This window comes from Microcoleus sp. CAWBG640, from assembly GCF_020883015.1.
Taxonomy (GTDB): domain Bacteria; phylum Cyanobacteriota; class Cyanobacteriia; order Cyanobacteriales; family Microcoleaceae; genus Microcoleus; species Microcoleus anatoxicus.
Window position 1 is genome coordinate 86,935 of sequence record NZ_JAHRFC010000003.1, and the last position, 8,477, is coordinate 95,411.

The following is an 8,477-nucleotide window of genomic DNA, read 5'->3' on the forward strand; positions in this document are numbered from 1 at the left end:
ATCGTTTCCGGCTGCATCGGAATGATTTAACCGCAGAGAACACAGAGGACACAGAGGGAGAGAATAGAGATCTGAATCATTCAGATGCTACCGGATTTGATATAACCAATCACAAATAACAAACAACAAATAACAAATAACAAATATAACTATTTAACTTTCACCTAAATATGCTTTGCGAACAGTTTCATTTGACTGCAAATCACTAGCACTACCGGCGACTACAACTTGACCAGTTTGGATGACATAACCGCGATGAGCTACACTTAAAGCCATGCGGGCGTTTTGTTCTACGAGTAAAATAGTTGTACCTTGAGCATTAATATCGCGGACGATCGCAAAAATTTGACTCACTAACATCGGTGCGAGTCCCATACTCGGCTCATCCAATAATAACAGACGGGGGCGCGACATCAAAGCGCGACCGATCGCCAACATTTGCTGTTCACCACCGCTAAGAGTACCGCCTTTTTGACTAATTCTTTCTCGCAAACGGGGAAATAAATTTAATGCTTTTTCCATGTCTGATTTAATACCGAGAGTATCATTACGGAGATAAGCACCCATTTCTAGGTTTTCTTGTACTGTCATGCGCGGGAAAATTAGCCGCCCTTCGGGACTTTGAGAAATACCCAAACGGACAATCGCCTCTGTAGACAGCGATTCCAAAGGCTTCCCTTCAAATAACACAGTACCTTGGCGTGGGCGCAGCAGCCCTTGAATCGTGCGGAGAGTTGTAGTTTTCCCAGCCCCATTGCTACCGATTAATGTCACAACTTCTCCCTGAGAGACTGTTAGCGATACTCCTTTGAGGGCGTGAATATTTCCGTAGTAGGTGTGAATGTCTTTGATTTCCAACATAATTACTCTTTCTCCTTTGTTATATTATCCAGACTAATTATAAATTTTTATTGCATTAATTTACAATTAACCTTTTTTATAGTAAACAGTATTTTAACTTAAATCAACACCCAGCAATAGCTTTGACTCCAGGTATTTTGATAAGTTAGTGCCACCTGCTTTACAGAACTTTTAATAAAACAAATGATTTCTTGACGGTAGCTTTACAAAAATCTCTCATTCAAGAGATAATATTAATACGTAAGTACAACCAACCAGTACAAAACAAAAGAATCACAGCACTAAAAAAAGTACAAATTTTAGGATATCCGCCATGAAATTAAATCACAGCACTGGAGCGATCGCATTTTTATTAGCAACCCCTTTACTCAGCAGCTTGACTGTAGGTATCGCGCCCAGCAGTGCTGCTACAATAGCAGGTTCTACCGCACAAATAATAATTAAGAACTTCAGTCACAGACCGACAGAGACAGATACATCTACTGACACTAACACTTCGAGGATAGCTAACAACGGTGTTGTGATTAGCCAAGCCAGCGCCGATCCAGCTTTTATATCTAACTGTCAGCAATTGCTGGCTGCAAGCCTCTCCAAGAGTGAAGTCACAGGCAGCGGCAGCAACTATACAGGTTCAGCCAAAAGTCAAGCAACAGTTATCGGCGACTTCTACATTGATGCCAAAGAAACTTTTTCCTTCGGTGCTATGACAGATTTAAATCTTTTTGCATCAGTTGACAACCGCCAATCTGAACGCGCTATTGCCAGGGGAAGTATATTTTTAGGGTTGATTGACACTGTTACCAACATTTTATTAGATTCTTTTCAGATTTCTGGTGATTTAGACTCTTCTCAGGGCTTTACTCGGAACCTGTACAGCAGCAGCGATAACTTCGATTTCGGTGCAATTAAATTAACTTTAAGACCACCTTACGCACCAGGAAACACTATAGAAAGCGTCCTGTTTACTTCTTTGTGGAGGTATTCACGGACCTTCGACAGCGCGACTAGCTTAAGATTAGTAGAAATTCAGAACAATTTTGCAGAAGTACAAGCAGAAGCACCAGCAGAAGCAGTTCCAGAACCCAGTACAATATTAGGTACGGCACTGTTTTTCGGATTGTTGGTCAGGGCGCTAAAACTCAAGAATAAATTCTCTGAAATCCCCTCAAAAGTTTAGTAAAAATCCCACAACATAAATCTGTAAAGTCCCCAGAGAAAATTGCAAAATTTGTGGCAATCAAATTTTAGGATGGACACGCAAATCCGTCCTAATTATTTTGGCAATTCAACTCGTCGAACTATTACCCGTTAGCATCTTCTTCTTTTCCTAAATATGCCTCAATCACGCGAGGATTAGCGCGAACTTCTGCCGGAGTTCCCTCTGCAATTTTAGTGCCATATTCCATAACACTGACGCGATCGCTAATTCCCATCACCACTTTCATATCATGTTCAATTAGCAAAATACTCAAATCCAACTCATCCCGAATCCGGTAAATAAAGCGAGTTAAATCGGCAGTTTCGTTCGGATTCATCCCCGCAGTCGGTTCATCTAAAAGCAAAACTTTCGGGTCCGATGCCAAAGCCCTAGCAATTTCCAATCTACGCTGGTCGCCGTAGGAAAGGTTTTTTGCCAACTCCGGGGCTTTCGCAGCACCTAAACCGACAAATTCTAGCATCGTCAAGGCTTTTTTCTTAGCTTCCCGTTCCTCCAAAGTCACAGTGGGAGGGCGGAGAATTGCACCCAACAAACCTGTTTTTAAGCGACAGTGTCTACCTACTAGCACATTATCCAGCACAGTCATGTTGTTAAACAAACGGATATTTTGAAAGGTTCTAGCAATGCCAAAAGTTGTCAGGCGATCGGGCGGTAAGCCTGTAATATTTTTATTTTCCAGTACCAACTGACCGGCACTCGGTTTGTAGATGCCCGTTAGCATATTAAAAAATGTGGTTTTACCTGCACCGTTGGGGCCGATCAAACTGGCGATCGACCCTTTTTCTAAAGTTAAGCTGACCTGATTGACGGCAGTCAAGCCGCCGAATCGCATGGTAAGTTGTTGTGCTTCTAATAATGACATTTTTGTTCTACTTCCTATTACTTTACTTGTTTTCCAGTGGGCGCAGGCGGACGAAACTTTGTATAGCCCGTATTACATTCTGCGGTTAAATATGGTTTTTTACTACTCAGATATAAGTTCTAACGTACAAACAAAGTAGAATTTTAAAAGATTAGATGCTAACGAACGGTGAGGGCGATATTGTTCGTGCAACTCGGCAGTTGAGAAGTTATCAATAATATTGAGACTTAGTTCGTCAGCCAAAGTCTCAATATTTTCAAACCCAGTAATCCACGGTGTGTACATACTTTCGTATTTATCTATGTAATCATTGATATCTTGGTAGCCCGTGGTTCTCGCAATCACTTTTTCCGACATATAATCAAAGGACAATTTAAAATCCTTAACATTGTCGCGAATTGTTTCTAATACAAAGATGACATTTTTTTTGGCAATTAAGGTAGTGTTACCTTCCCACAAAAAATATGTAGGTTGCTCAAAATCAAAATCGCTCTGTTTCAACAAAGCGATTAAATTATTTTGGACGTAATCGCCGGGAATGTAGCGGACATTTGCCTTGATTTTATGAGCTTTGAGAGTTTCTGCTTTTAGTTCCAGTGTCGCGCGATCGTCTATTTCAAAATAAATCACTCCCGATCCATTTATTCTAGCAGCGCGAGTATCCAAACCAGAGCCTAAAATCACAATTTGCTTGCAGCCTGCTAAAATTTGATTGGACAAAATATCATCAAAATATTTAGTCCGCAATTTAATCATTTCTTTAGCAGCCGGAGAGTTTTGAGCTATTTCGCTGGCAATTTTTCTGGTTTCTTCATTTAGCCATATTTGTACTACATTGTCAGTGTAAAGAGGGGTAGTCTCTGCATTTTCTTCTGCTCTAAATTCTGCCACAATAAAAGCAGTCCCAGTTAAATTATTACTCATCGCTGATGTTTCCCCCTTGTCTGATGTTTTGTTGAATAGCGATCGCCAATTAACCAGAATTGATATTACTATTGACTTCTGGCATCTGCTAAAGACTCATTACTCGCTTCAGCATCATCATGCAATTCAGCTTGATGAATTTTATCGGGAATCAGCCCTTCTGGGCGGACAATCATCATGACAACTAGAGTTAAACCGAACAGAAATAAACGCATTTGAATCGGGTCTAAACTGGTAGCCAGAAAGTCTGCTAACTGCGGGATGGCAATCCTGGGTAGTACAAAAGTATTCAGAAAACCTTTCAGGACTTGGGCTAGTTGGGGTAGATAGAGGCGATCGGCGGACATGATAATGATACCGCCCAAAATCACACCAGTCATGTTGCCCAAGCCTCCTAAAATTACCATGCACAGAATGATTACGGAGACGGAAAAATCAAAGACGCTGGGAAAAATGGCGCTGATATAAGCTGCGTAAAACGCGCCTGCAAACCCCGAAAATGTGGCTCCCATTGCAAAAGCCGAAAGTTTGGTTTTGACGAGGTTAATGCCCATGGCACTAGCCGCTAATTCATCTTCGCGCATGGCATTCCATGCCCTCCCTAGGCGGGAATCTCGGAGTCGGGAAATCATAAAGTATGAGAAGACTACTAATAGTAAAATTAGGTAGTACCAGGGAAAGTAGTTGCCGGTGCTGAAAGTGCCGATGATGGGGAGAGATGGACGCCCGATCGGGTTGATTCCTGCTTCGCCACCGGTGAGGTTGAAAGGCCGATCGCACCCAACGAGACATAACACCAACTCTGGTTTCCCCAACAACGAAGCCACAATCTTCGAGACTGGTTCATCGATCCGAATCGCGGTTAAGTTTCTAAAGACAACCGGGATAATTTCGCCAAAGCCGAGGGTAACAATTGCCAAATAGTCGCCCTTGAGTCGCAGGGTGGGAATACCCAGGATTACCCCCGATATGCCAGCTACACCGGCTGCGATCGGCAAAACTATCCAAAAATTCCAAGCAATATTTACCTGTCCAGAAGATAGCAAAGCCGTGGTGTAAGCGCCGATCGCAAAAAACGCCGCATATCCCAAATCCAACAACCCCGCAAAACCCACAGTAATGTTTAAACCCAGCGCCAACATAATAAAGATTTGAATCTGTACTACAGTCGCAATCCAACCAGTTTTAGCCTGAATATCGATGAACGGAAACAGAATTAGAATAAAAGCTAATGTCACCAAAGTTGCCAATCGCTGGCGTTCGTTTGGTAAACCTTGTAGAGCACCCATTAATGTAGCGGTAAAAATTGCGATCGCCAAACTGCAAATTCCATAGAGCAAAGTAGTCGCTAAATCCACCGCAGATTGACCAGAAAAAGGTCTAACTACCACCCCTTCTACCACGCTAGCAACTAATAGCCAAACTCCCAAGCCCAAGCCCGCTAAACTGCCGATAGTCGCACCCATTTTTGGGTTGTCAGCCTTCTGTTCTTGACCAGCCATAAAGCCCGCTGCCGTGCCCATCAGCCAGCCGATGACTGTTCCACTCCAACCGCCGAATAGGAGTACAGTCAAAGAGGCGATCGCCCCTAAAAGACCACTTGATTTAATTGCTTTGATTATTTTATTAGTCATTAGTCATTAGTTATTAGTCATTAGTTATTAGTCAGTAGTTATTAGTCATGCGCCAAATAGAAAAAGGCTAAGAGTTGCAGTATAGATCCGACTGACGGGGGCTGTGCCAACTTCTGCCTCAACCAATTCCCTAGACTGCTTGGTCTGGAAACTGGGAGACTAGGTACAGTTTAAAGTCTTTTGACTTCGATTGTTGCACCAAAAGCGACGAAAATTGAAATATACTGGGACTGTTACCGCAACACACTTCAAACTGGCGATCGCGATATGGTACAAGCTCCAGAAAAAACTATCACCTTAGACGAGTTTTTGCAACTGCCAGAAACCAAACCCGCTAGCGAGTACGTCAACGGTGCTATTTTAGAAAAACCTATGCCAAAAGGAAAACACAGTACAATTCAGGGAGAACTGATCACGACAGTTAATGCAGTGGGCAAACCTCAGCGGATTGCTTGGGCATTTCCAGAACTTCGTTGCACCTTTGGGGGACGTTCGATTGTTCCCGATGTCGCGATTTTTGTGTGGAATCGCATTCCCCTAGATGCTGACGGCGAAATTGCCAATACATTTAATGCTCACCCAGACTGGACGATCGAAATTTTGTCCCCAGGCCAAAGCCAAACCAAAGTTACCAACAATATTTTGCACTGTTTGAACGCCGGTTGCCAGATGGGTTGGTTACTCGATCCCGATGAGAAAAACATCTTAGCTTATCCAGCAAAGCAGCAGCCGATTTCCTTGCAAGAACCTACAGATATACTTCCGGTTCCCGAATTTATGCCGCCAATGCAGTTGACTTTAGGAGAAGTTTTTGGCTGGCTTAAACCTGGTAATATTTAATGCGATCGCGATCGATTTTTCAGGCGATCGCAAATCCAGTATGTTTGCGTACTTCCGGCGAATGAAAAGCCAAAACAATACAATTTTCCGGAACACCACCCTCAAGTAATTCATCGGTAATTCCGTCTTCAATACCATCATAATGAATCCAGAGTTTCTCGTTGCGAATTTCAACGTGAACTACCGCACCATGAGTGCGTTTGCGCTCTTCCCAACCTTCGTGCATCAACATAAAATGATTGCGGTCTTGGCTGACAATCACATAGCTGCTAATATCGCCATATCTGTATGGCAAATTAGCATAGTAAGACAATATTTTATAGATTAAGTCCCGGTACTCGTCTAGTTTATCCATTTTGTAATAACCTCCTTAACTGGATCTACAACAATGAGCTTTATTCCCCCATCTTCGAGCACAACTTGCACTATTTTCTCCGAAAAAGAAGTAGAATAAACTTCCTCAACAATTGCTAAATATAGCGTGCGCTCTGGGTTTAATCTAGATAAGAGCGTTAAGTACAAACTATATTGCCCGATCGGATTTTCCAAATCTTTTACTGGAGATTTGCCAATAAAACTTTTGATTTCAACTGCAATTATTGTTCCTACTCGTCTACTCGTTCCCAGGCTCTGCCTGGTAACGCAGATCCGGAGGCTCTGCCTCCAATTTTACCAAGCGAGGCAGAGCCTCTGGATATCGGTTCCCAGGCAGAGCCTAGGAACCAGTTATTTGGTAATGATAAATGTCTTTTGCCATTTTTTCAACCCTGCAACTTTAAACCTTCTCCTGAACATTCTCACCCAACAAACCGCCCGGCCGAAAAGCCAAAATCACCACCAAAACCCCAAACACCCAAGCATTAGTCCAGCGACTAGATAAATACTGGTCGCTCAAAGACGACAACACCCCAATCAAAACCCCTCCTAACATCGCCCCCACAATATTACCAATCCCCCCCAAAACCGCCGCCGTAAAAGCCCTCAAACCCGCCGTAAACCCCATCGTAAACACAATAGTATTGTTGTACAAACCAACCAAAATTCCCGCCGAACCAGCCAAAGCCCCACCAATCAAAAAAGTTAGAGCAATAATCTGATCCACATTAATCCCCATAATTTTAGCAGCATCGCGGCTTTGAGCCGTTGCCCGCATCGCCTTTCCCAGACGAGTGTACTGCACGAACACATGAAGCAAAACCATCAATACCACAGCTACTACCAACACAATTAAATCTTTAGTAGTAAATACAATAGTCGTTTCAATTCCCATTGCTTTGAGAATATCAACCCTGGGCAACAAATCGGGGAAGCTTTTCGGAGCAGCCGAATTAGAACCCATCACCGGAATAAAAGCTTTCAATCCTCCCCAAAATAATCCCATATTTTGGAAAATAAACGAAACCCCGATCGCCGAAATTAACGGAGCCAAACGAGGAGCATTTCGCAAAGGTCGATAAGCATACTTTTCCACCACAATATTCAGACCCGCACAAAACACCGAACATACAATTAAAGCGATTAACATCACCGGTATCGCAATACCTAAAGGTGCACCGTCTTGAATGCCAAATGCCCCAAATACAGTCAGCGAAGCAAAAGCGCCCAACATATACAAATCGCCATGAGCAAAATTGATTAACTCAATAATCCCATAAACCATCGTGTAACCCAAAGCAATAATTGCAATCAGCGCCCCGTTGACCAAACCCACTAACAATTGTTGAATCAGAACTTCAGGACTTTTGACTATTTCACCAACAATTTTCGGCAAGTCAAATCCGGCGATCGGACCTAACAGCAAAACTATATACGCTACACCTATATATAAGAGAATACTTTTCCAGTTTTTCATAATTATTGGGAATTGGGAATTGTTCATGGGGAATTCTACTCGTTCCCAGGCTCTGCCTGGGAACGCAGATCCGGAGGCTCTGCCTCCAATTTTCGTACTAGAAAAACGAGGCAGAGCCTCTAGACATCGGTTCCCAGGCAGAGCCGGGGAACCAGTTAACTAGAAAAACGAGGCAGAGCCTCTAGACATCGGTTCCCAGGCAGAGCCGGGGAACCAGTTAACTAGAAAAACGAGGCAGAGCCTCTAGACATCGGTTCCCAGGCAGAGCCGGGGAACCAGTTAACT

The 8,477-nt window shown here is 43.1% G+C and carries 8 protein-coding genes; 2 read left to right on the forward strand and 6 right to left on the reverse strand.

What is annotated here, in order from left to right:
* Positions 1 to 153: 153 nt before the first annotated feature.
* Positions 154 to 861: an ABC transporter ATP-binding protein gene (locus tag AAFP11_RS02740; protein ID WP_341735637.1), complete on the reverse strand. Its 708-nt coding sequence runs from the start codon at positions 859 to 861 to the stop codon at positions 154 to 156.
* Between the two features lie 313 nt (positions 862 to 1,174).
* On the opposite strand from AAFP11_RS02740, the gene AAFP11_RS02745 reads away from it, so the two are divergent.
* Complete coding sequence (locus AAFP11_RS02745; RefSeq protein ID WP_341735638.1) at positions 1,175 to 2,038, forward strand: PEP-CTERM sorting domain-containing protein; 864 nt, start codon at positions 1,175 to 1,177, stop codon at positions 2,036 to 2,038.
* Between the two features lie 124 nt (positions 2,039 to 2,162).
* Here AAFP11_RS02745 and AAFP11_RS02750 read toward each other — a convergent pair whose 3' ends face one another.
* The 3 genes from AAFP11_RS02750 to AAFP11_RS02760 form a co-directional block, all read right to left on the reverse strand.
* Positions 2,163 to 2,942: an ABC transporter ATP-binding protein gene (locus tag AAFP11_RS02750; RefSeq protein WP_341733629.1), complete on the reverse strand. Its 780-nt coding sequence runs from the start codon at positions 2,940 to 2,942 to the stop codon at positions 2,163 to 2,165.
* 102 nt (positions 2,943 to 3,044) lie between these two features.
* Positions 3,045 to 3,866, reverse strand: coding sequence for a class I SAM-dependent methyltransferase (locus tag AAFP11_RS02755; RefSeq protein ID WP_341735639.1), 822 nt, complete (start codon positions 3,864 to 3,866; stop codon positions 3,045 to 3,047).
* Positions 3,867 to 3,934: 68 nt separating this feature from the next.
* Positions 3,935 to 5,500: a branched-chain amino acid ABC transporter permease gene (locus tag AAFP11_RS02760; RefSeq protein WP_341735640.1), complete on the reverse strand. Its 1,566-nt coding sequence runs from the start codon at positions 5,498 to 5,500 to the stop codon at positions 3,935 to 3,937.
* 267 nt (positions 5,501 to 5,767) lie between these two features.
* Here AAFP11_RS02760 and AAFP11_RS02765 point away from each other — a divergent pair, with 267 nt between their 5' ends.
* Complete coding sequence (locus AAFP11_RS02765) at positions 5,768 to 6,340, forward strand: Uma2 family endonuclease (protein WP_341735725.1); 573 nt, start codon at positions 5,768 to 5,770, stop codon at positions 6,338 to 6,340.
* A 19-nt stretch (positions 6,341 to 6,359) separates the two neighbouring features.
* Here the strand turns inward: AAFP11_RS02765 and AAFP11_RS02770 are convergent, their stop codons facing one another.
* A complete protein-coding gene (locus AAFP11_RS02770; RefSeq protein WP_341735641.1) occupies positions 6,360 to 6,695 on the reverse strand; it encodes a XisI protein in 336 nt (111 codons plus the stop codon).
* A 420-nt stretch (positions 6,696 to 7,115) separates the two neighbouring features.
* Positions 7,116 to 8,192: a branched-chain amino acid ABC transporter permease gene (locus tag AAFP11_RS02775; RefSeq protein WP_341735642.1), complete on the reverse strand. Its 1,077-nt coding sequence runs from the start codon at positions 8,190 to 8,192 to the stop codon at positions 7,116 to 7,118.
* Between the last annotated feature and the right edge of the window lie 285 nt (positions 8,193 to 8,477).